The 21113-nt window shown below is 44.1% G+C and carries 19 protein-coding genes; 6 read left to right on the top strand and 13 right to left on the bottom strand.

Annotated features, from left to right (window positions below; genetic code table 11):
• Window positions 1-46: 46 nt before the first annotated feature.
• Window positions 47-517 carry a universal stress protein gene (locus J6578_RS01285; protein WP_037405757.1) on the top strand — a complete coding sequence of 157 codons (471 nt, stop codon included), beginning with the start codon at window positions 47-49 and terminating at the stop codon, window positions 515-517.
• Between the two features lie 206 nt (window positions 518-723).
• On the opposite strand, the gene J6578_RS01280 is transcribed toward J6578_RS01285, so the two are convergent.
• From J6578_RS01280 to trkA, 4 genes are all read right to left on the bottom strand, one after another.
• On the bottom strand, window positions 724-1266 hold the full coding sequence (locus J6578_RS01280) for an isochorismatase family protein (protein WP_239364245.1): 543 nt from the start codon (window positions 1264-1266) through the stop codon (window positions 724-726).
• A 94-nt stretch (window positions 1267-1360) separates the two neighbouring features.
• The gene (locus J6578_RS01275; RefSeq protein ID WP_502957982.1) at window positions 1361-3247 is read right to left on the bottom strand and encodes a lytic transglycosylase domain-containing protein; all 1887 of its coding nucleotides are present in this window, start codon (window positions 3245-3247) and stop codon (window positions 1361-1363) included.
• Between the two features lie 32 nt (window positions 3248-3279).
• Window positions 3280-4785, bottom strand: a complete 1506-nt coding sequence (locus J6578_RS01270; protein WP_176715021.1) for a TrkH family potassium uptake protein — start codon at window positions 4783-4785, stop codon at window positions 3280-3282.
• Between the two features lie 12 nt (window positions 4786-4797).
• The gene (trkA, locus tag J6578_RS01265; RefSeq protein WP_239364240.1) at window positions 4798-6195 is read right to left on the bottom strand and encodes a Trk system potassium transporter TrkA; all 1398 of its coding nucleotides are present in this window, start codon (window positions 6193-6195) and stop codon (window positions 4798-4800) included.
• Between the two features lie 366 nt (window positions 6196-6561).
• Here trkA and J6578_RS01260 point away from each other — a divergent pair, with 366 nt between their 5' ends.
• From J6578_RS01260 to J6578_RS01245, 4 genes are all read left to right on the top strand, one after another.
• Window positions 6562-7458, top strand: a complete 897-nt coding sequence (locus tag J6578_RS01260) for a M48 family metallopeptidase (protein WP_287950412.1) — start codon at window positions 6562-6564, stop codon at window positions 7456-7458.
• A 282-nt stretch (window positions 7459-7740) separates the two neighbouring features.
• Entirely contained in the window at window positions 7741-10326 is a 2586-nt protein-coding gene (gene acnB, locus J6578_RS01255) for a bifunctional aconitate hydratase 2/2-methylisocitrate dehydratase (protein WP_287953705.1), read from the top strand.
• 346 nt (window positions 10327-10672) lie between these two features.
• On the top strand, window positions 10673-11605 hold the full coding sequence (cysK, locus tag J6578_RS01250; RefSeq protein ID WP_037405750.1) for a cysteine synthase A: 933 nt from the start codon (window positions 10673-10675) through the stop codon (window positions 11603-11605).
• Between the two features lie 158 nt (window positions 11606-11763).
• On the top strand, window positions 11764-12261 hold the full coding sequence (locus J6578_RS01245) for a prokaryotic membrane lipolipid attachment site family protein (protein ID WP_100149686.1): 498 nt from the start codon (window positions 11764-11766) through the stop codon (window positions 12259-12261).
• Between the two features lie 141 nt (window positions 12262-12402).
• Here the strand turns inward: J6578_RS01245 and J6578_RS01240 are convergent, their stop codons facing one another.
• From J6578_RS01240 to J6578_RS01230, 3 genes are all read right to left on the bottom strand, one after another.
• Window positions 12403-12894, bottom strand: a complete 492-nt coding sequence (locus J6578_RS01240; protein WP_287953704.1) for a peptidylprolyl isomerase — start codon at window positions 12892-12894, stop codon at window positions 12403-12405.
• 54 nt (window positions 12895-12948) lie between these two features.
• Window positions 12949-13929: a class 1 fructose-bisphosphatase gene (locus J6578_RS01235; RefSeq protein WP_239428095.1), complete on the bottom strand. Its 981-nt coding sequence runs from the start codon at window positions 13927-13929 to the stop codon at window positions 12949-12951.
• Between the two features lie 104 nt (window positions 13930-14033).
• Window positions 14034-14882, bottom strand: coding sequence for a 23S rRNA (adenine(2030)-N(6))-methyltransferase RlmJ (locus J6578_RS01230; RefSeq protein WP_037405743.1), 849 nt, complete (start codon window positions 14880-14882; stop codon window positions 14034-14036).
• A gap of 180 nt (window positions 14883-15062) precedes the next feature.
• Here J6578_RS01230 and J6578_RS01225 point away from each other — a divergent pair, with 180 nt between their 5' ends.
• Complete coding sequence (locus J6578_RS01225) at window positions 15063-15749, top strand: glutathione S-transferase family protein (protein ID WP_287950416.1); 687 nt, start codon at window positions 15063-15065, stop codon at window positions 15747-15749.
• Window positions 15750-15820: 71 nt separating this feature from the next.
• Here the strand turns inward: J6578_RS01225 and J6578_RS01220 are convergent, their stop codons facing one another.
• From J6578_RS01220 to J6578_RS01195, 6 genes are all read right to left on the bottom strand, one after another.
• Window positions 15821-16882, bottom strand: a complete 1062-nt coding sequence (locus tag J6578_RS01220; protein WP_287950418.1) for a beta/alpha barrel domain-containing protein — start codon at window positions 16880-16882, stop codon at window positions 15821-15823.
• A 241-nt stretch (window positions 16883-17123) separates the two neighbouring features.
• A complete protein-coding gene (gene mscL, locus J6578_RS01215) occupies window positions 17124-17573 on the bottom strand; it encodes a large conductance mechanosensitive channel protein MscL (RefSeq protein ID WP_093090683.1) in 450 nt (149 codons plus the stop codon).
• 152 nt (window positions 17574-17725) lie between these two features.
• Window positions 17726-18535 carry an enoyl-ACP reductase FabI gene (gene fabI, locus J6578_RS01210; RefSeq protein ID WP_037405736.1) on the bottom strand — a complete coding sequence of 270 codons (810 nt, stop codon included), beginning with the start codon at window positions 18533-18535 and terminating at the stop codon, window positions 17726-17728.
• A 152-nt stretch (window positions 18536-18687) separates the two neighbouring features.
• Window positions 18688-19644: a thioredoxin-disulfide reductase gene (gene trxB, locus J6578_RS01205; RefSeq protein ID WP_093090681.1), complete on the bottom strand. Its 957-nt coding sequence runs from the start codon at window positions 19642-19644 to the stop codon at window positions 18688-18690.
• A gap of 138 nt (window positions 19645-19782) precedes the next feature.
• Window positions 19783-19974 (bottom strand): zinc-finger domain-containing protein, encoded by a 192-nt coding sequence (locus J6578_RS01200; protein ID WP_037491685.1) that lies wholly within the window; start codon window positions 19972-19974, stop codon window positions 19783-19785.
• A gap of 88 nt (window positions 19975-20062) precedes the next feature.
• The gene (locus tag J6578_RS01195; protein WP_037491688.1) at window positions 20063-20986 is read right to left on the bottom strand and encodes a branched-chain amino acid transaminase; all 924 of its coding nucleotides are present in this window, start codon (window positions 20984-20986) and stop codon (window positions 20063-20065) included.
• Between the last annotated feature and the right edge of the window lie 127 nt (window positions 20987-21113).

Here is a 21113-nt window from a genome sequence, read left to right as displayed (position 1 = left end):
GTATCTGCTAAATGATTCGAATTGTTAAAAAGATAAGGAGAGTTCCATGTATAAACATTTACTGGTGGCAGTAGATGGCAGCCATACTTCGGAAAATGCTTTAGCTCATGCTATTGGTCTGGCCAAGGTTGAAGATGCAGAATTAACTGTTGTCAATGTGGCCAATCCGACTGAATATATGGCTCTGGCTCCTGAGTTTCTGCAACATGAAAGCTATGAAGCTGCTGCCTTATCAGAAGGTAATACGGTACTGGATGCTGCGGTGGAAAAAGCCAAAGCGGCCTTGCCGGCGGACAAAGTGCATCGTCACTTGTTGATTGCCAACAAGGGAGCAAAGGAAATGGCGCAAATGTTGGTTGATTATGCTGATGGTAATGGCAGTGATTTGATTATTCTGGGTACGCACGGTCGTAGCGGTTTGATGCATTTACTAATGGGTAGTTTTGCTGAAACTGTTATGCGTGAGACAAATCTGCCACTATTAGTTATTCGCAGTACAGCTGCAGATGAAGGTTAAACAGACCAATAAACCTGAAAGAGTAAATTGCTAGTAGTTAAAATTTTGGGCATTACCACAGGTTTTATATAGATAAAAGCTGAATCTGCATTTAAGCAGATTCAGCTTTTTAACTGATATTACCTTAGATATTGAACTGGTTATTCAATAAAACTGTACTTATGTTTTAATAAAGATGCAGTTATTTTGCCGGATGCACTGGCGGGTTAACGGATATATTTTTTGTGAATCTCTTTGAATTGTGGGTTGTTGGCACTACCCAGCCATTCAAAGGCAATCATCTCACGACTAACGATTTGACAGCCGCTTGCCTGCATACGTGCCAGACCCAGTTCAACATCACGTTGCCGGCGTGAGCTGACTGCATCTGCAACCACAAAAACTTCGTAACCATGTGCGCGCAAGTCTAAAGCAGTCTGTAGTACACAGATATGGGCTTCTATACCAGAAATAATAATCTGGTTGGCTTGTTGCAGGTTATCTTTAGTCAACACTCCGGCGGAGAACACTGAAAAACTCTGTTTTTGTACGATTTTGGCTTGTGGTGCAGCGGTCATGATTTCTTCATGGGTTGCGCCGATTTTGTCAACACAGTGTTCGCTGATTAGGGTGGGAATGGCCATATCATGTGCCAATCCTGCCAGCCATATATTATTGGCCAGCACTTCATCTGTATTATTCAAGGCGGGTAACAGGCGTGTCTGTAAATCAATCATTAATACTGCGGAGCGTTTACTGTCTATTAACATAGTTTGCTTTCACCAATGGTTGGGTAATCTGCATGTCAATTATGCTTTATTTATATGGAGCTGAGTTTGGCTGAAGTTAACTCAGGCAGGCATATTAGCGTGCTGGCACTGTGCCCATGCGTTCTGTCAGTGTGGTACGGGATTCACCAAAAAGATTGGCATAGTAAGTGGCATTTGCCATTACGTTTTTGACATAGGTACGGGTCTCATCAAAGGGAATGGTTTCGGCGTAAATTGCGCCTTCCAGCGGAATATTTGCTTGCCAGCGCCGAGCCCGACCCGGGCCAGCATTGTAGCCGGCGGTAGCCAGCACTTCATCAGCAAACTGGTTGCGTACATTGCTCATATACCATGTACCCATGCGAATGTTGCCGCGCATGGTATACAGTTCGCTGCTATCCATGCCCAGTCGTTTTGCTATATCACGGGCTGTAGCGGGCATAACCTGCATCAGGCCGGTAGCACCCACACTTGAACGGGCGCCTATCATGAAGCGGCTTTCTTGCCGGATTAAACCATAAACCCATGCCGGATCGATGCCAGCTTGCTGAGCATAAGGGACTGTCAGTTCTCGGAATGGAGCAGGATAGCGTAATTCATAGTTCAATTGGCCATCGGCTTTGTCTGCGCTATAAATACTCATTTCATAAAAACCAGTATTTTCAGCCAGTGTTGAGGCGGCAATTTGTGTTTCATCATTGTAGTTGCGTGTGGCATAGCGCCATTCCTGTTGTGCCTGACGACGCATTGGCCAGTTGTTTTCTGACTGTGCGGTTTTAAACAAGGTTAGGGCGCGATGGATATTGCCATCTGCTGCTATTTTGCTTTGAACCTGATGACTGCTTTTAGCTACAGTACTTTGGGTATTTGCTTTTCTACCTAAGGCTTCTGTTGCCAGCAGGGAATAAAAGTTGCGTCCGCGTTGTGCTGTCTGTTCGAATATCTCTTGTGCCTGGCTGTTTTGTCCTAATGCACGATAACTGCGTGCTAGCCAGTATTGCCACGTAACCTGTTGTTGGAGTGCTTGTGGCATACTAAGGATAATGTTGTTCAGTTTTTGCCAGCGTTGTAAACGTAGTGCGGAACGGGCATACCATTCCCACATATCATTACTCATTTGTGACGGATCGGCACGATCAAAATAGTTCAGTGCGTTACTGGCATTTTGGTTATAAGCCTGAGCCAGCCCCAGTTGCGCCCAGCCGAAACCGGTTTGCTCTTTGGTCAAGCTGGCTGATAACTGTTGTAAGGTGATTGCTGCGCTTACTTTACTGCGATTTTCTTTGTTAATTACCTGATAGAGCAGTGCTTCCTGTGCACCCTGACTGCCACCTGTTCTGCTGCTGAGTGGATCGGGCAAGGGACTGCCCAATGCCTGCGCCAGATTACGGGCATTGGTAATTTGATTCAGTGCCAATAGATATCGTACTCGGCGCCAGCCAGCCTGTGTACTGATTTGCTGACGAGCAGCCGCCTGTTCCAGCCAGCGGTTGCACCCTTGTGGTAGATTACCTGTTTCTGTGCTCAGGCTGGCAAGTAAATCCGCATCATTCTCTATTCCAGCCAATGCAGCGTAGCAGCGTGTTTCCTGTTCGCGAAAGTTTTTATCCAGTTGCGTATATTGCTGCTGAAATATATTCCAGTTCTCGCGTTTTCCTAATTGCTGTAACCAGATGTTGCGCAGACTGTTGCTCATGGCACTGGCTGGCTGCCGCGCCAGAAATTGTGCTGGCAAAACGTCATCACCGTTTTTCGCCGCTTTAAGCGCATTCTGATACTGCTGGAAGCTACCGATGATTTTATCCGGTGTTTCTATAGCCTGAGTGCCCGGGAGAATGGCATTACCTGTATTCTTGTTAATTGGCTGAAGAACCACTTCATGCTGATTACTGCATGCAGCCATCAGAAGTAGGGTGCCTGAAATCAGATAGTGCGGTTGAACGGACAATTTTGATTTCAGAGTCATTAAGTGCTTAATCAATTTTTTTCCTTCAATTTTTCTCATAATATAATTTATTTTTTCCAATAGGCTGGTGTAAAGAGGATAAAAACAGTAAAAATTTCCAGACGCCCAAGCAGCATGATGACGATGCATAACCATTTTTGTATATCTGAAAGAAAAGCAAAACTGTTTGCTGGTCCAACTGCACCCAACCCGGGACCTGCATTGGTAATACAGCTGATCGCCGCTGTAAGTGCAGACAGAAAATCCAGTCCGCTGATCATCAGGGCAAAGCTGAATAAAATGATGGTAATCACGTATACAAAAACAAAGGCCATTACCGTCAGCGCCCGCCTATCGGGAATATTGCTGCCATTGATTTTTACCATGCTGACTGCATTGGGGTGCAACATCAGCAACATTTCACGCAGGCTGAATTTAAACAGCACAATAGCGCGTACAGTTTTGATACCGCCACCGGCAGAGCCCCCGTTTGCAAGAATGTTAGACAGAAAAAACATCCATAGTGAGGCTATTAAAGGCCATTTGGCAAAATCGGTATTAGAATAACCATTGGCTAGCCCGATTGATATCAGATTAAAACTGGTGTAGCGGAATGCTTCGGCAAACGAATAAAAGCTGTGCCACCACAGATACAGGCTGATGCCAAGAATACTGAAAAACAGTACGCACATCAATACTCTTACTTCTTCGTCGCGCCAGTAATAGCGCAATGATCTTTTTTGTAAGGCATTAAAGTGATTAGTGAAATTGATTGCCCCCAGAAGTGTGGCCATGCTGAGAATAATCTCAATCGGAATGGAATTAAAATAGGATATGCTATTGTCGTGAGTGGAAAAGCCGCCGAGTGAAAAAGCGGCCATTGCATGACAAACTGCATCAAACCAGCTCATGCCGGCCAGACGTAACGCCAGAAGTGTAATGATGGTAAAGAGTACATAAACACTCCATAGGCGTTTGGCTGTCTCTGAAATACGGGGAGCCATTTTACTGTCTTTATTTACCCCCGGTATTTCGGCTTTGAATAATTGCGTTCCACCCACACCCAGCATCGGCATTACCGCCACTGCCAGTACAATAATACCCATACCACCCAACCAGTTGAGCATATGGCGCCAAAAGTTTAATGACGGTGCCAGCGTATCCAGACTGGTGAGAATAGTCGCCCCGGTAGTTGTCAGGCCGGAAATGGCTTCAAAATAAGCATTGGTAAAGCCCAGCCCGGGCAAGTAAATGTAAAATGGCAGACTGGCTATCAGGGCAAAGCCAATCCACAACATGAATACCAGTGTGTAGCCATCACGCGGACGCAGTTCACGGTTATAACGCATAGTTAGTAACCAGGTTACTGCGCATACGCTCATGCTGATACCTGCTGTAAAGGCAAAAGCGGGGAATACATGATCCATGTACAGTAAGGAAACAATGGCTGGTGCTAGCAGCAATAAGGAAAACAAAAAACCGGTTTTAGCCACAATATGCGCTGTCGGCGCGATTTTGTTGATAAAACTTGATTCTTTGTGGTGCAAGACAAAATGGTTGGTAAAGCGGCTCATAAGAATGCTGCCTCAGGCAAAAAAGCCCAGTTTGACCTGAATCATTTTTTCCAAATCCTGTACAGCCTTGCGTCGAGCCACAAAAAATATAACATGGTCTCCATCTTCAAGAACTGTATCATGATGATACATAATAATTTTTTCCTTGCGCACTACTGCACCGAAATAACAGCCACTCGGCAAACGTAACTGCGACATGGTTCTACCTATTAGTTTGGAGGTATGACGGTCACCATGCAGCACTACTTCAATCGCTTCTGCTGAACCACGGCGCAAAGGATATACCGCCATAATATCGCCCAGATGCACATGCGTCAAAATTGAGCCAATTGTTATCAGATGCGGAGATATCACAATATCAATGGCACTTCCTTGCAATAAGTCAACGTAACTTGAGCGATTAATAATTGCCATTACTCGTTTGGCACCAAGATTTTTAGCCAGCATTGCCGACATGATATTATTTTCATCATCATTGGTAAGTGCACAAAAAACATCAATCTCATCAATATATTCGCTTTCTAGCAGGCTCTCATCCGATGCATTTCCCATTAGTACAAGTGTATTGTTGAGGTTTTCTGCCAGCCATTCTGCCCGGTTTTGTCTGCGCTCAATAATTTTGATATCCAGACTAGTTTCCAGTTGTCTGGCCACCCGATAGCCGATATTGCCACCGCCGGCAATCATAATCCGGCGGGTACGTTTGTTAATCGGCCGCAGCTCGCGCATGATATTTTCAAGATATGCCGTGGGTGTCAGAACAAAAACTTCATCATCTACCTGTAATATGGTACTGCCTGTTGGCACGAGTAGGCGATTATTGCGGTAAATGGCACAGATCTGGCAATCCACGCCTTCATCCAGATGCTGCTTCAGTGCGCTGATGGGCTTATTAATCAGCATGCCTCCATTCTGGGCACGAATGACCAGCAAACGGATTTTATCCTGAGCAAACCGCAGGATTTGCAGGGCACTTGAGTGCAGCAATAGATTGGCAATTTGCTCGGTTACCAGCTGTTCTGGGCTGATTGCCTCGGTAATATTGAATAAGTCCAGACTGGTTTTGTAATTGTTGCTACCGGTTTCAAATTCAACAAAATCACTGTAGCGTACCCGGGCAATGCGGTTGGGGGTATTGAATAGCTCATAAGCAATTCTGCAGGCCGCCATATTGGTTTCATCGCTCTGGGTTAAAGCCAGAATCATATCCGCATCCTGAGCACCGGCGGCAGACAATACAGAAGGCCATGCACCATTACCTACGATAGTTTGCACATCCAGACGCTGATTGATTTTTTGCAGGGCGTTCTCATTGATATCAATAATGGTAACATCATTATTGTTCATTCTGGCTAAATTACTGGCGATGGTCGAACCTACCTGTCCACAGCCAAGAATCAATATTTTCACGTTATTTATATGACCTTAGTGGTAATCATCAGCATTGTAGCCTTTGTATTCTCGGGTGCAAATATTGGTGCAAAACTGCTACACAGCTGTAAACTGACTCTCTTATGGGATATGTCATTGATATGCCCGCTCTGGTTGGTGCTAGATAATTTAAATATTTGAAATTTATTAGGATTTTAAAAAGTGTGTGCCATGTTGATGTGACAGGGAAGAATACATACTTTCTAAAATATTCAGCTTTGTTAATAATTGTGTGTATTAATTAAATTAATACAATATAATAAAATAGCGTTTTACATGTATAACTGAATGTAAAACAATAAGAAGTTATAATTTTTCAACCAGTTACTTACTAATGGATAAATTATGTATTCAATCAGGTGGCAACCTAAATTAATTACTCTGGCGGCAGTTTTTATGGGATTGGGCGGTTGTGCTCAGGTAGCCGATGTCATGGGGTATGATACACAGACACTAAATGCCAGCGCGGCTAAAAGCTACAGCCAAATGATGGGTCAAGCAAAGTCTGAAGGGGTAATTGAAACTAATACACCTGTGGCCAGACGTGTACGTGCCGTATTTCAGCGTCTGGTACCGTATGCCAATGCTGCCAATCAGACAGGTGTGCCATTTGACTGGCAGCTTAATGTTATTCGCAGTGATGAGCCCAATGCTTTTGCCATGCCGGGGGGCAAGATGGTAGTTTATACCGGTATTGTAAAACGTCTGAATCTTAGTGATGATGAAATTGCAGCGATTGTTGGTCATGAAATGACTCATGCTTTGCAGGAACACAGTAAAAAAGCGGCAGGACAGCAAATTCTCACCAGTACAGCCCTTGAAATAGGTAGTACTGCATTACAGTCGAAAACAGGTGTCAGTGCTGACCGAGCTGGCCTTTATAAAGATATACTAAATCAGTATGGTCTGACCCTGCCTTTTTCACGTCATCAGGAAAATCAGGCTGATGCCGGCGGCTTGCAATTAATGGCTCAGGCAGGTTATGACCCGCATGCAGCTGTTACAGTATGGGAAAAAATGAATAAAGTTTTTGGCAAGAATAGTTCTACGAGCCTTTTATCTACCCATCCAAGTAACGATGCGCGCATTACGGCATTGAAAAAAATGTTGCCTGAAGTACTACCTGTTTATGAGCAGGCCAGACAAAACAATATTACACGGCAAAAAACAAATGTCAGAGAAAGATCTTCAGGAGCCAATAATGTTCGCAAGAATACTGGCAAAAAGAAAAATCGTTCCTGAAACTGACTGAAATCAGTGAAATAAACGGAATCAGTAGCATTTTATGCAACTGGTCATTCTAAAGCTTAATTCTGCATGTTAAATTCAGTTGGACGATAATTGTATGGCAGCCTGAAACAGGCTGCTTTTATTTTAATTTTTACATTTTCTGATGTTCACTACATCTGACTACAAATTATTTCAATCGACCATGTTTTCGGTTATCATTCATACTATTGCATTAAAACTGCATAATAAAATGACAAGAAAAATTTAAAAACCATTACATTAAGGACGTCCAAGATGTTAGAAGCCTATCGTACAGCCGCCATTGAACGTGAAGCGCTGGGTATTCCACCTTTGCCATTGACAGCAAAGCAAACAGAGGAATTAATTGAATTGCTAAAGAATCCTCCTAAAGGGGAGGAAACATTTCTTGTTGATTTACTGTCGCATCGTGTGCCACCAGGCGTAGATGATGCTTCTAAGGTCAAAGCATCTTTTTTGGGTGCCATTGCTGAAAAAACTGTTAGCAGTCCTTTAATTACCCCCACATTTGCAGTGGAACTGCTTGGTACGATGTTGGGAGGCTACAACGTTCAGCCACTTATAGAATTTCTGGACAATGAGGAGCTGGCTGCTACCGCTGCCAATGCCTTAAAACATACTTTGCTGATGTTTGATGCTTTTCATGATGTAGAAGAAAAAATGCGTGCCGGTAATCAATATGCGCGCGAAGTGATTGAATCCTGGGCTAATGCAGAATGGTTTACCGCACGTGAAAAAGTACCGGAAAAGATTACCGTTACTGTATTTAAGGTGGCGGGTGAAACCAATACTGATGACTTATCACCAGCACCAGATGCATGGAGCCGCCCGGATATTCCTTTACATGCATTGGCTATGCTTAAAAATCCGCGTGAAGGTATTCAGCCGGATAAACCGGGCGAAGTAGGTCCAATTAAACAATTGGCTGAACTGAAAGCCAAAGGCAATTTGGTAGCGTATGTAGGTGATGTAGTTGGTACCGGTTCTTCACGTAAATCGGCTACCAATTCGGTAATCTGGCATACTGGGCATGATATTCCTTATGTACCGAATAAACGCTTTGGTGGTGTTTGTCTGGGTGGCAAAATCGCGCCGATCTTTTTTAATACTCAGGAAGATTCAGGAGCGTTACCCATTGAGGTTGATGTCTCTAAACTGGAAATGGGTGATGTCGTTGATATTTTGCCATATGAAGGCAAAATTATTAAAAATGGCGCAACTGTTGCCGAATTTGAACTGAAATCTCAGGTTATTCTTGATGAAGTTCAGGCAGGGGGGCGTATTAATCTGATTATTGGTCGCGGCCTGACTGCGAAAGCACGCGAAGCACTGAATCTGGGACATTCAGAAGTTTTCCGCTTACCACAGGCTCCTGCGTCGAGCACTGCCGGTTTTACACTGGCGCAAAAAATGGTTGGTCGCGCCTGCGGTTTGCCGGAAGGACAAGGTATTCGGCCGGGTACTTATTGTGAACCCCGTATGACTACAGTCGGTTCTCAGGATACGACAGGACCGATGACTCGGGATGAACTGAAAGATCTTGCCTGTCTGGGTTTCAGTGCTGATCTGGTGATGCAGTCTTTCTGCCATACGGCAGCCTATCCGAAACCAGTGGACGTAAAAACCCATAAGGAATTGCCGCTGTTTATGTCTTCACGTGGTGGTGTTTCTCTGCGTCCGGGCGACGGTATTATTCACTCGTGGCTCAATCGCATGCTGTTACCGGATATGGTGGGTACAGGCGGTGATTCGCACACCCGTTTCCCGCTGGGTATTTCATTTCCAGCCGGTTCAGGTCTGGTGGCTTTTGCTGCTGCTACTGGTGTAATGCCGCTGGATATGCCTGAATCTGTATTGGTACGCTTTTCCGGTACCATGCAGCCGGGTATTACTTTGCGTGATCTGGTTAATGCCATTCCCTTGCAGGCCATTAAGGAAGGCCTGCTGACTGTGGCCAAAGCTGGCAAAAAAAATATTTTCTCTGGCCGTATTCTGGAAATCGAAGGTTTGCCGGATTTGAAAGTAGAGCAGGCTTTCGAGTTGACTGATGCGTCTGCTGAACGTTCCGCTGCTGGCTGTACTGTGAAGCTGCATAAAGAACCAATTGAAGAATACCTGAAATCCAATATTGTGTTGTTGAAAAATATGATTGCAGATGGCTATCAGGATGCCCGTACCCTGAAACGCCGTATTCAGAAAATGGAACAATGGCTTGCTGAACCAAAATTGCTTGAGGCTGATGACGATGCCGAATACGCTGCCATAATTGATATCAATATGGACGAAATCAAAGAGCCTATTCTGGCCTGCCCGAACGACCCTGATGATGTGAAAATCTTGTCTGATGTTGCCGGTACGCATATTGATGAAGTATTCATCGGATCCTGTATGACTAATATTGGTCATTATCGCGCTGCTTCTGCCTTGCTTGATGGTAAAAGCGATTTACCAGTGCGCCTGTGGGTAGCACCACCAACTAAAATGGATGCTAAAGAACTTTCGGATGAAGGCTATTACAGTATTCTTGGACGCGCAGGTGCGCGGATGGAAATGCCGGGCTGTTCTTTATGTATGGGCAATCAGGCACAGGCGCGTGAAGGCTCAACTGTGGTGTCTACTTCCACCCGTAATTTCCCAAACCGTTTGGGCAAAAATACTAATGTATATTTGAGCTCAGCTGAACTGGCGGCAATTTGTTCCAAGCTGGGACATATTCCCAGCATTGAGGAGTATCGCGAAAATATTGCCATTATCAATGATAAAGGTATTGAAATTTATCGCTATATGAACTTCAATGAAATTCAGGATTATGTAGATGTGGCCGCCAAAGTTAACGTTTAGAGCAAGACATTTTTAGTATTATGATAGAAAGACTACCGGAAGGTAGTCTTTTTTGTATGAGTAGAATCTGATGATGCATATAATAGTCGGTATTAATAAATGCTTCTATCATTTTTTATAAAATTAAGTATTCGATTGTGTGAATAAATTTTCGTATTACTGCTATAATGAATCATGATTGTTGGTATTAATAACCTGAACTAAATTAGGTGTTTAAAACCAATTCCAAAACCTGTTCAAAGCCTTTATAAATATTAATTGTATTAACCTGCTGATAAATTATTTTGGTTAGTTCTGGTTTTAATCTATGATAATAAAGATTGCTTCTCATGACAAAGGATAGAAAATGAATATCGCCTCTAGCATCACTGATTTAATTGGTAATACGCCATTGGTGCAGCTTAATCGTTTGAGTGCCGGGTTGCCTGGTAAGCTGGTGGTTAAACTGGAATTTTTTAATCCAGGCAATAGTGTTAAAGACAGAATTGCTGCCAGCATGATAGATGCAGCGGAAAAGGCGGGTAAAATCCATTCTGGTACTGTTATTGTAGAACCAACTAGCGGTAATACTGGTATCGGGCTGGCTATGGTGTGTGCAGCCCGGGGATATAAACTGATTATCACCATGCCGGAAACGATGAGTAAGGAACGGCGCATGTTATTACGTGCATTTGGCGCTGAACTGGTTTTGACACCCGGTGCAGAAGGTATGGCTGGCGCCATCAGTCGTGCACAGGCTTTTGTGGATTCTGACCCACAGAAATATTTTATGCCGCAGCAGTTTGAAAATCCGGCTAACCCTGAAATTCATCGTGAAACTACTGCGCAGGAAATATGGCATGATACTGATGGTAAAGTTGATATTTTTGTCGCTGGGGTAGGCACAGGTGGTACGGTTACCGGAGTTGGTGAGGTGCTGAAGGAAAAGAAACCTGGGGTGCAGGTTTATGCCGTAGAACCTGAGGCTTCAGCAGTATTGTCTGGCGGATGTAAAGGACCGCATCCGATACAGGGTATTGGCGCAGGTTTTGTACCTAAAATTCTGAATACTCATGTTTATGATGGGATTATTCAGGTATCTAATGATGCAAGTTTTGATACAGCCCGTGCTATGGCATCCAAAGAGGGTATTTTGGTGGGTATTTCTTCTGGTGCGGCAGTTTGGGCGGGTTTGCAGTTGGCAGCAAAACCGGAAAATAAGGACAAATTGATTGTCGTTCTGATTCCTTCTTATGGTGAACGTTATCTCTCTACACCATTATTTGCTGATCTGGCGTAAATCCTACTTTTTACGATTAATACCGAATCAGTCAACTGGTTCGGTTTTTTCTTGCAGTCATAGCTGTGGTACAATTATTATGAATACATGTTCAGCCATACGCTCAAGCTAACTGGCTTTTATTTTGTTTTAAGCAATATACGTTGAGTAAACAAATGATGAAAAAAACATTAGTATTATGTGTCATAGCAGCCTTTTTAGGTGGTTGTTCATCTATGGATAAACCTTTATTGACTAGACATGGTAGTAAGCAAACAAAGCCGGTACAGGTTGTAAATGGGGCTGCGGCAAGTGCTGAATACCGTTTAGCCAGTAGCCACTGGTCTGATGTCGCTAAAATTCGTGATGAGGCTACCCGCTTAAGTTTTCAGGTTTCTCAGGGAAGTATTACTAAAGTTCAGGCTGCGCAGTTGCTGGATCAGTTTCGCATAGCTCAAGTAGGGCATAACGTAGTAGATGACGATGTGTATGCTATTTATTTGCGTAGTGCTGTAGAAAGCCAACAAGGTTCAATTGATACTGCTCAATCCAAGGCTTATATTCAGACAGCTCTGGCAGGCTGGCAGCAGCGCTGGCCGGTAATGAGTTCTAAACCGGCTAATCCTGCATTTACTAACTTCCTGCTGGAAGTGATGAATATGAAGCCGTTACAATGATTTTGTATATAGAAATACCCTGTCTGTTAAAGTTGACAGGGTATTTTTTGAATCAAATTCCTTTGTGTCTAAAATGGTTGACTGTTACTCACAGCTAAAAAACAGGCAACCTGTAACTGGTTGCCTGTTGTGAAATGCTGGTTAAACGATTTCAGCCTTTTCAATAACAACATTTTCAACCGGCACGTCCTGATGGCCGCCATGATTACCGGTTTTTACGCCTTTGATTTTATCAACTACATCCTGTCCTTCAACTACTTTACCGAATACAGCATAACCCCAGCCGTGTAAATCCGGTTTGGTGTGATTGAGAAAGTCGTTGTCTTTCACATTAATAAAAAACTGCGCACTGGCTGAATGAGGCTGCATGGTACGAGTCATGGCAATGGTATAGCGATCATTTTTCAGGCCATTATTGGCTTCGTTCTCAATTGGTTCATGTGTTGGTTTCTGTTGCATGTCTTTGTCAAAGCCACCGCCCTGAATCATGAAATTATCGATAACACGATGAAAAATTGTGCCATCATAAAAGCCCTCACGCACATAACGTTCGAAGTTTGCAGCTGTTTTCGGTGCTTTCTCATGGTCAAGTTCGATGCCGATAACGCCAAAATTGGTAGTTAATTTAATCATTGGTATCTCCTGATGGGAGTGAAACAAAAAAGATTGCAGTGTTAGCTGCAATAATTAGCTTGCATTATGCATAGCGGTAACATAGTCAACTTCTTCTTTACTGCCAAGCACAACGGCTATGCGTTGGTGTAAGCCTTCTGGCTGAATATCCAGAATGTTCTGCCGGGCATTGGTAGCGGCACCCTGTGCCTGTTCAATTAACAGACTCATCGGATTGGCTTCATACATTAAACGCAGCTTGCCCGGTTTATCGGGATTACGCTGATCCTGCGGATAGGTGAAAATACCGCCACGAATGAGAATACGATGCACCTCAGCTACCATAGAAGCTACCCAGCGCATATTATAGTCTTTACCACGACAGCCGATTTTGCCGGCCAGTAACTGGGCAATATAGTTTTGCATCGGAGGTTGCCAATGGCGCTGGTTGGACATATTGATGGCAAATTCAGCAGTGGCGGCAGGTATCTGTGGATTTTCCTGAGTGAGCTGAAACTGATTTTGCTCATTAAGGGTAAACATGGCGATGCCGTGCTTTAAAGTCAGTACCAGAATCGTTTGTGGACCATACAGAACATAGCCACTGGCCAGCTGCTGCCGGCCAGGCTGTAAAAAGCTTTCAGTAGTAAGTGTGCCATCTGGTTTGGCTAATATTGAAAAAATGGTGCCGATGGAAATATTGACATCAATATTGGAGCTACCATCCAGAGGGTCGAATAAAACCAGAAATTGCCCGTTGTCATTGGCTGTTACAAATGAGTCTTCTTCTTCGCTGGCAAGGCCGGCAATGGCCGGATTGGCTGATAAGGTATCAATCATAATCTGATTGGAAAGTACATCCAGTTTTTTCTGCTCTTCACCCTGAATGTTGCCTGTATGTGCACTGCCCAGAATGTTATCCAGCGCACCCAGACGGACTTCGCGGTTGATGTGCAGACATGCCTGACTGATGCTGATGATGACTTCAGGTAAAAATGGTGTGACAGTATACTTTTGTTGCTGTTGTTGCAGATAATCAGACAGTAAAACGGACATGCAAATACTCCCTTTTAAAATTGAGTACCATTATACAATAGCCTTGTCAGCCAGACTAAAGCACTGGTGCAGTCATCGGGCTGATCTGTGTTGGTTGTATGAATTTAATTAATCTCTGAATGCAAAACAAAATGTGCGCTGTCATCCTGAGCCAGTAGCCGAGTCATCGGCGGTAACGCTTCAGCCAGTAGCTGCGGTAAAGTGTAGGGCGGATTGATGATGAATATACCACTGCCGTGCATACCAAAGCCATCTGGGCGCGGTGCATGGACATAAAGTTCTGCCTGAACGAAATTATCTGGAACCAGTTTTTGCAGGTTTTGTGGCAGTTTTTGGCTTTCTGCGCGACTCAGACATGGATACCAGACCATATAGCAACCACTGGAAAATTTTTTCAGGGCAGCCTTAAGTGTATCCACTACCTGCTGATAATCTTGTTTTAATTCATAGGGTGGATCTATTAATACGACTGCGCGCCGGCTGGGAGGTGGCAGCATTGATAACAGACCTTTAAAACCATCGTCACAGAATACTTGTGCGCGATTAGGTTGTTTAATGTTGCGCATGTTATTACGTAATAACTCTGCATCGGCCGGATGTAATTCAAACAGTCGCAGGCGATCCTGCTCACGTGCCAGAGCCTGAGCCAGCCACGGGGAACCACAATAATGGTTTTCAGCGTCAGGCAGACAAGCTGTTACTGCATGACGAAAAGGTATCAGGCTGCTATCCAGATCTGTTGCAGCCAGAATACGGCTAATCCCTTCACGATATTCGCCTACTTTCTGGGCTTCATCGCTAATCAGGTTATACAGACCGGCTCCAGCATGAGTATCTATATAGCAATACGGCTTATCTTTCAGTTTGAAATATTCCAGTACTGCCATCAGGCAGTAATGTTTAAGGATGTCGGCGTGGTTACCGGCGTGAAATGCATGACGATAGCTGAGCATGAGTGAGTGGCTGCTGTAAGAAACTATGAACTGAAACTGTTATTGTACAGAATTTATGTGCACGGGCAAAAAAATCAATATCAATAGCAATTACTGAATCTGGTGCCAATTTTGTACAGAGAACAAGGCGTAAATGAGTTAAGATGTACTGAAATAAATACAATAGGAAAGATAAAGGCTATGAGTTACACGCTTTATATTGGTAATAAAAATTATTCTACTTGGTCTATGCGGCCGTGGCTGGTGATGAAGCATTTTCAAATTGACTTTACTGAACAACTAGTGCGTTTTGATGGCTTGGCTGCTGATTCAGTTTTTAAGCAAACCATATTGCCACTGAATCCCTATGGTACCGTGCCGGTTTTAACCGATGGCGATTTGGTGGTGAGCGATTCTCTGGCAATCTGTGAGTATCTGGCTGAACGCCATTCATCATTACCTTTATGGCCACAAGACTACAAAGCACGTGCCAGAGCCAGAAGTGTGGTAGCCAAAATGCATAATGGGTTTAATCATATACGCCGGCATTTTCCAATGAATATTGAGGCGGTGCTACCAGAGATTGGCCAGATTGTGCTGCGTGATTTTCCTGCCGTAAAACAGGAAATCGATTTTCTCGATCAGCATTTGTCGTCACTGCTTGCTGCATCGGCGGGAAAATACCTGTTTGGAGAGTTCAGTATTGCTGATGCCTTTTATGCCCCGATGTGTTTAAGGTTAAAAGGCTTCCAGATTCAGACTTCAGAAATATTGGCTAATTATATTAATACTCTATGTGCTACTGATGCTGTAGCAGCATGGATTGCTCAGGCACTTGAAGAAAAAGATTTCATTGCTATGGATGAACCTTATCGTATTGCACGCTGAAACATCATGTTCTGATAATAGTGAAGAGTGGTGCTGGTAGCCTGATTCAGCTCAGGCCACCAGCAGGAATTTTATCCATTCAGGCTGCTTTTAATTTCCAAAGCCAGTTGCGGATTCCACATGGCGCCGGTGGCACTCATTACCGCATCGGCTCCGACTAAGCGGTAAGCCTGATAATGTGCTGCACTACTTACTCCGCCAACACCAATAATCGCAAAATGATTATTCAGGCGTGTTCTTAATCTGGCCAGACGTTCTACCATTTCCAGCCCCGCCCAGCGAATGGCCTCACCGCAGACGCCACCAGTAGGACGATCAAGCCCCAGCGCAGGTTCACCATTTGCTGTAACTGGTCTGGCTGATAAGGTATTAATCGTACTATAACCATCAACAGTGCCATCCAGCCTACTTAAAAGCGGAAAGATAACATCGTCATCGGCAAAGTAGGCCAGTTTCAGAAACAGCGGCTTATCAGGTACAGCGTTTTTGATTTCTTTGGCTATCCGTTCTACTTTATCAAAATCAAAACACAATAATTTGTTTACGCCTTCGTTTGGACAGCTTAAATTGGCCTCCAAAATCGGTGCAGCAGTTTCGTCTACTAAGCGTGCAGCACAGGCATAATCTTTTTCTATGCTGGCTTCATTGCCGGCAGTACCCTGAAAGCTGCCAATAATATATTGCCCTTTTTGCGCAGCATTAACAGCTTCGGCCATATCGGGTTGCCAGATATCGGGATTAAATGAAGGGACGCCAAAAGAATTGGTGATAGACAATGGAGTTGTGTAGTTGGTATCGGCCAGCACTGTATCGGTATTGGCTGACAATCTACCTGTAGGATGAACAGAAAGCACATTGGGTAAAGGATGGCTGGCTTGAGCACGGGTGCGCACGGTTTTATAAACACACAAATCAAAACCATGATTGAATGCAGCTTTGACAAAGTTGGCATTCAGTAATGGTCCGGCAGGAATGCCAAAAGGCAGGTTAACTTGCAGATTGAGAAAGTTCTCAGTTTGCTTATTGTGCTCTATGGACGGTGCTGCACTACTAAAATCACCAAACGGGCCATGCTGATAGTTCTCTTCGTAGCTTAATGCAGGGTTGTAAAACGGAGTTAGGTTAGTTTGCATTATTATCCTGATAATCTGGTTTAATTTTTCTTTGTTTGATTATGTCCGTTAGGCTGTAATGTGTAGTAATCAGGTTGATTAGTTACATCTAGCTTTCTGTACATAATTCATTGGAGCATACACCATGTCTTCGGGCATAAAAAAAGCTACGGCAATATGTAGCTTTTGAATATTCTAAACAAAATAAATTTTAGCTGATGTGAAGTGTACACGACGTTTTAAAGCAAAATAATGATCTGGATTAACTTAGCTCAGATGTGCAGTTCGGGCAGCGCTTGGCCTCAAGCGGAATTTCGGTACAGCATTGTGGGCACTGTTTAGTCGTGGTTTTGGGCGGGGGATTTTTATGCAGCTTATTAATTGCTTTAACAACCATAAAAATGGCGAAGCCTACAATAATCAGGCTGATAACGGTGTTAATAAATAAGCCAATATTCAGGGTTACGGCTCCGGCAGCCTGTGCGGCACCAAGCGTTTCATAAGGGCCGGGCGATTTTGAACCATTGCGCAAAGTAAAAAACAGATTGGAAAAATCCACTCCGCCAATCAATAATCCGATTGGTGGCATAATGACATTGTCTACCAGTGATTTGACCATATTGGTAAATGCAGTACCTACTACCATACCGACAGCCAGATCAATTACATTGCCACGCAATAAAAAAGCTTTGAACTGTTCAAAAAATTTCATATCAGCCTCCTTGGCTGGCTTCAAATAAAATATCTAGTTTTTTCATGGTAGCGCGATTAAATAGGCAGGCAAACATGAGCAGAGTTATGTAATGTAAAAATAATAAAAGCTGCCTGAAAGAATATTCAGACAGCTTAAATGGATGTTATGCATCAGCTGTTATGCGTACTCACTAAATCTTCTGGTACACCCAAAGCATTAATACTGTAGCCACCATCAACATAGGTGATTTCGCCGGTGATGCCAGAAGCCAGATCTGACAATAGGAAGGCAGCGGTATTGCCGACCTCTTCGATGGTGATATTGCGGCGAATCGGATTTTGTGCTGAAACATGCGCCAGCAGACGGCTGAAATTAGCAATGCCTGAGGCAGCCAGTGTTTTAATCGGGCCGGCTGAGATGCCATTGCAGCGAATACCTTCCTGTCCCAGACAGGCCGCAGTAAAGCGAATACCGGCTTCAAGTGAAGCTTTGGCCATACCCATCACATTGTAATTAGGAATAGCGCGTACAGCCCCCAGATAGGTAAGTGCCAGAATAGAGCTGTTATGTCCGCTCATTAATGGTCGTGCAGCCTTAGCCAGTGCAGGCAGGCTATAAGCAGATACTTCGTGAGCTGTCATAAATGCTTCACGTGTGATGCTGTCCAGAAAATCCCCATTCAGAGCTTCTTTAGGAGCAAAAGCAATGGCGTGTACCAGTCCGTCTAGTTGTGACCAGCTTTGACCTAAATCAGCAAACAACTGGTTGATTTCTTCATCACTTTGTACATCACAACGATACACCAGTTCAGAACCAAGTTCGGCTGCCATTTTGCGAACCCGCTCTTCTAGCTTGTCCACTACATAGGTAAAGGCCAGTTCTGCCCCCTGTTCATGGCAGGCTTTGGCAATACCATAGGCAATAGAGCGTTCAGAAATCATACCAGTGATGAGGATTTTTTTGCCTTGCAAAAAGCCCATAATTATTATCCTTGAACGTGATTTGTGTTTAGCTTAAAGGGCGCATTATAACTAATATTTAATTTTACGCGAAATGCTTGGATAAAGTAAAAGCTTTAAAACCGGCCAGCTGAAAGATACTCAGCTGGCTGGTTTTCTGATAATTAAAATAATCAGCTGTATAATCCAGAGAGGTAATGATCGGCATCCAGTGCCGCCTGACACCCAGATGCTGCGCTGGTAATGGCTTGACGGTATATGTGGTCTTTAACATCACCGGCGGCAAATACACCCGGGATATTGGTTGCACCCACATTGCCTTCATTACCACCTTTGGTAATCAGATAGCCGGTAGCATCCATATCCAGCTGCCCTTTGAATATCTGTGTATTTGGTTGATGACCGATAGCAATGAAGATGCCGGTTATGGCAAGAACTTCGCTTTCATTTCCGGCGTAATTAATACGTACAGCATTGACACCGCTGTCGTCACCGAGAATTTCATCTACGGTGGCATTGAGCTTAAGAATGATTTTGCCTTCTTTTACCCGTTCCAGCAGTTTATCTATCATAATTTTTTCGGCTCGGAAGCTGTCTCGCCGATGAATAATGGTAACAGTACGCGCGATATTGGCCAGATACAGAGCTTCCTCAATTGCAGTATTGCCTCCGCCAACTACAGCTACATCCTGATCTTTATAGAAAAAACCATCACAGGTGGCACAGGCTGAAACTCCCCGTCCTGCAAAAGCTTCTTCGCTGGGTAAGCCTAGATATTTGGCTGACGCACCTGTGGCGATGATAAGAGCATCACAGCTATAGCTGCCCATATCTCCGGTAAGGGTGAACGGGCGATGCTGTAAATCCACCTGATTGATGTGATCGAAAATCATGTTGGTGCCAAAGCGTTGAGCGTGTTCGAGAAAACGTTGCATCAGCTCAGGCCCCTGTACACCATTGACATCAGCCGGCCAGTTATCTACTTCGGTTGTTGTCATTAATTGACCACCCTGTGCCATGCCGGTAATCAGAGTAGGTTTTAAGCCGGCACGGGCAGCATAAACGGCAGCGGTATATCCTGCCGGCCCGGAACCAAGAATAATTAAGCGGCTGTGTGTGAGTTCTGTCATGACAATTCCTTATTATTGTAGCAATGCTGGGATGAAACGATGGTAGTAACTGTACCACAATACCCGCAGATGATTAAATCTTCCGGCATTGACTCGACAAGAAGGTATTTTGTCTACAGTGCTGTCAAATGGTAAATTTTAATGATGATTTTCAGCAATGCCATGCAGATGATATTGCTTGCCACAATAAGGACATTCGATGCTGCTGTTTGATTGAATTGGTAAAAACACCCGTGGATGACCGTTCCATGTTTCGTTTTCTGGGCCGGTACAGATCAGGGGTAAATCATGTGGAGTGATGGTGGTAACGGGCTGGGCAGTAGTATTCATTATATTTCCTTGGATATGTTCAGAACTATTATGCGAAACAGGCCTGATTACAATTAATATTTTGTTAATCAGGCCTGCTGCTTGCTGCTTAGTCGATATAAGTTAACCAAGATTCATACTTGGCATTTTTGCCATGTACAATTTCAAAATAACGTTGCTGAATTTCAGTGGTTAACGAACCTCGGGCGCCACAGCCGATAACACGACCATCCACTTCACGGATTGGTGTGACTTCAGCAGCCGTGCCTGTGAAAAATACTTCATCAGCGCAATAGACTTCATCACGGGTAATGCGTTTTTCAGTGACAGATAACTGCATATCGGCGGCAATTGCCATTACAGTACGGCGGGTAATTCCGTCTAGAGCAGCATCCAGTGCCGGAGTATAGAGTTTGCCATCATTGACAATAAAGATATTTTCGCCCGAACCCTCGGCTACAAAACCATTTGCATCCAGCATGATGGCCTCATCGTAACCATTGCGTGTTGCCTCAGTATTCGCCATGATGGAATTCATGTAATTGCCATTGGCTTTGGCCTTAATCATGGTGATATTTGGATGATGACGGGTAAATGAGCTGACTTGTACGCGAATCCCACGCTGCATGCCTTCTTCACCCAGATAGGCACCCCACGGCCAGGCAGCAACAATTACCTGTACGTCATTCAGATCTGGACCCACGCCTAGTTTGTTCGAACCGTAAAAAGCCATTGGACGAAAATAGCATGAATTCAGTTTGTTGGCTTTAACTACTTCAATATGCGCCTGATTAATCTGTTCCGGCGAGAAGGGCAGGTTCATGCCGGTAATTTTAGCTGAATTAAACAAGCGTTTGGTGTGATCCTGTAAACGAAAAATGGCAGTTCCTTGCTGAGCTTCATAAGCACGTACGCCTTCAAAAACACCCATGCCATAATGTAATGTGTGGGTTAATACATGGGTTTTGGCATTGCGCCAGTCAACAAGATTGCCGTTAAACCAGATAAAACCGTCGCGATCGGCCATAGACATAGTAAAACTTCTCCAAAATAAGACATTAAGCTGCGTGGCCGGAACTCTGTCTTGCAATGGATAGGGCGAGGCAGAGCTGATGACTTGGGCAGTACAAAAAATGGTAAAAGCAGCCTATGGTCTTAGT

The organism is Snodgrassella sp., assembly GCF_024103505.1.
Lineage (GTDB): Bacteria > Pseudomonadota > Gammaproteobacteria > Burkholderiales > Neisseriaceae > Snodgrassella > Snodgrassella communis.
The sequence above is the reverse complement of the archived record's forward strand: the minus strand, read 5'-3'. Positions and strand labels throughout refer to the sequence as shown.

Bases quoted from the DNA above. Each gene is read 5' to 3' on its own strand.
- J6578_RS01270 (WP_176715021.1), bottom strand. From the start codon at position 4,785: ATGAGCCGCTTTACCAACCATTTTGTCTTGCACCACAAAGAATCAAGT.
- J6578_RS01285 (WP_037405757.1), top strand. From the start codon at position 47: ATGTATAAACATTTACTGGTGGCAGTAGATGGCAGCCATACTTCGGAA.
- J6578_RS01235 (WP_239428095.1), bottom strand. From the start codon at position 13,929: ATGTCCGTTTTACTGTCTGATTATCTGCAACAACAGCAACAAAAGTAT.
- J6578_RS01245 (WP_100149686.1), top strand. From the start codon at position 11,764: ATGAAAAAAACATTAGTATTATGTGTCATAGCAGCCTTTTTAGGTGGT.
- J6578_RS01225 (WP_287950416.1), top strand. From the start codon at position 15,063: ATGAGTTACACGCTTTATATTGGTAATAAAAATTATTCTACTTGGTCT.
- cysK (WP_037405750.1), top strand. From the start codon at position 10,673: ATGAATATCGCCTCTAGCATCACTGATTTAATTGGTAATACGCCATTG.
- acnB (WP_287953705.1), top strand. From the start codon at position 7,741: ATGTTAGAAGCCTATCGTACAGCCGCCATTGAACGTGAAGCGCTGGGT.
- J6578_RS01195 (WP_037491688.1), bottom strand. From the start codon at position 20,986: ATGTCTATGGCCGATCGCGACGGTTTTATCTGGTTTAACGGCAATCTT.
- mscL (WP_093090683.1), bottom strand. From the start codon at position 17,573: ATGAAATTTTTTGAACAGTTCAAAGCTTTTTTATTGCGTGGCAATGTA.
- trxB (WP_093090681.1), bottom strand. From the start codon at position 19,644: ATGACAGAACTCACACACAGCCGCTTAATTATTCTTGGTTCCGGGCCG.
- J6578_RS01240 (WP_287953704.1), bottom strand. From the start codon at position 12,894: ATGATTAAATTAACTACCAATTTTGGCGTTATCGGCATCGAACTTGAC.
- J6578_RS01200 (WP_037491685.1), bottom strand. From the start codon at position 19,974: ATGAATACTACTGCCCAGCCCGTTACCACCATCACTCCACATGATTTA.
- J6578_RS01260 (WP_287950412.1), top strand. From the start codon at position 6,562: ATGTATTCAATCAGGTGGCAACCTAAATTAATTACTCTGGCGGCAGTT.
- J6578_RS01280 (WP_239364245.1), bottom strand. From the start codon at position 1,266: ATGTTAATAGACAGTAAACGCTCCGCAGTATTAATGATTGATTTACAG.
- J6578_RS01230 (WP_037405743.1), bottom strand. From the start codon at position 14,882: ATGCTCAGCTATCGTCATGCATTTCACGCCGGTAACCACGCCGACATC.
- fabI (WP_037405736.1), bottom strand. From the start codon at position 18,535: ATGGGCTTTTTGCAAGGCAAAAAAATCCTCATCACTGGTATGATTTCT.
- J6578_RS01220 (WP_287950418.1), bottom strand. From the start codon at position 16,882: ATGCAAACTAACCTAACTCCGTTTTACAACCCTGCATTAAGCTACGAA.